The 1,628-nt window shown below is 61.7% G+C and carries 1 protein-coding gene; it reads left to right on the forward strand.

Going from position 1 to position 1,628, the window contains the following annotated elements:
* The first annotated feature begins 45 nt into the window (after positions 1 to 45).
* The gene (amt, locus tag CAPSK01_RS06765; RefSeq protein ID WP_034924869.1) at positions 46 to 1,323 is read left to right on the forward strand and encodes an ammonium transporter; all 1,278 of its coding nucleotides are present in this window, start codon (positions 46 to 48) and stop codon (positions 1,321 to 1,323) included.
* The last annotated feature ends 305 nt before the right edge of the window (positions 1,324 to 1,628 follow it).

Below are 1,628 nucleotides of genomic sequence, written 5' to 3' on the forward strand. Positions count from 1 at the left end.
GCCAGCACGCCCAGCGATGACGCCGTGGTGTTGAATGCCAGGATCATGACCAGCGCCGCGCTGGTCATCCTGATGTCGATCCCTGGCCTGGCGCTGTTCTACGGGGGGCTGGTGCGCACCAAGAACATGCTTTCGGTACTGATGCAGGTCTTCGTGACCTTTTCGCTGATCAGCGTGCTCTGGGTAATCTACGGCTACTCGGTCGCCTTTACCGAAGGTGGTGGCTTCTTTGGCGTGCTCGACAAGATCTTCCTCAAGGGAATCACCGTCGACTCGGTCGCCGCCACCTTCAGCAAGGGGGTGGTCGTCTCCGAACTGGCCTATGTCATATTCCAGGGCGCGTTCGCAGCCATCACCTGCGGGCTGATCGTCGGCGCCTTCGCTGAGCGTGCGAAATTTGCCGCGATCCTGGTCTTCATGGTGATCTGGTTTACGCTCTCCTACCTACCGATGGCGCACATGGTGTGGTACTGGGCGGGTCCGGACGCCTACCTTGACGCGGCAACTGGCGAGGCAGCCACCAAGACGGCCGGCTTCCTGTTTCAGAAGGGCGCGCTCGACTTCGCCGGCGGCACCGTGGTGCATATCAACGCTGCCGTCGCCGGGCTGGTCGGCGCAATCGTCATCGGCAAGCGGATCGGCTACGGCCGCGAATCGATGGCGCCACATAGTCTGACCTTCACGATGATCGGAGCTTCGCTGTTGTGGTTCGGCTGGTTCGGCTTCAACGCCGGCTCGGCACTCGAAGCGAGCGGTGGCGCAGCTCTGGCAATGGTCAATACCTGGGTCGCCACCGCTTGTGCTGCGATGTCCTGGATGCTGGCCGAATGGATGATCAAGGGCAAGCCCTCAATGCTTGGCGCAGCTTCCGGAGCGGTGGCCGGACTGGTGGCAATCACCCCGGCGGCAGGTTTCGTCGGTGTCGTCGGCGCCATTGTCATCGGCTTGCTGGCGGGTGTGGTATGCCTGTGGGGCGTCAATGGGCTGAAGCGGCTGCTTGGTGCAGACGATTCGCTCGACGTTTTTGGCGTGCATGGTGTCGGCGGCATGCTCGGTGCGATCCTGACTGGAGTCTTCGCTGCTCCTTCGCTTGGCGGCACTGGCGTTTATGACTACGTGCTCAACAAGGTCGGCGACTACGACATGACTGCCCAGGTAATCAGCCAATTATGGGGTGTCGGTACGGTGATCGTCTGGTCGGGGGTAGTTTCCCTGATAGCTTTCAAACTAGTCGATATGGTCATTGGCCTGCGAGTACCGGAAGAAGAAGAGCGCGAAGGTCTCGACATCACCTCGCACGGCGAATCCGCCTATCACTACTGAGCCAGTACAAAGTCCAGTCTCTCCTCTGGAGGGCGCCAACACGGCGCCCTTTTTTCTGGGACAACGTCGGTACACAGCCCTGCAGCATGAATGCTGCAGCCCTGTGTTTTCGGGGCGTGGCGGTGAGTAGGAAGAAAAAGGTTTCGCCCATGGGGACGCGGCAATCGCCGAGCCCCTGGTGCACTGCGCGCCGCGCCGCGCGGACTGGCTCGATCACTGGGGCTTCGAGCCCGGGTTGCTGGAAACCTTCGTCGACCCGCGTCACCATGCCGGCACCTGTTACCGTGCCGCCGGTTGGCAGTGGC

This window comes from Candidatus Accumulibacter vicinus (genome assembly GCF_000584955.1).
Lineage (GTDB): Bacteria > Pseudomonadota > Gammaproteobacteria > Burkholderiales > Rhodocyclaceae > Accumulibacter > Accumulibacter vicinus.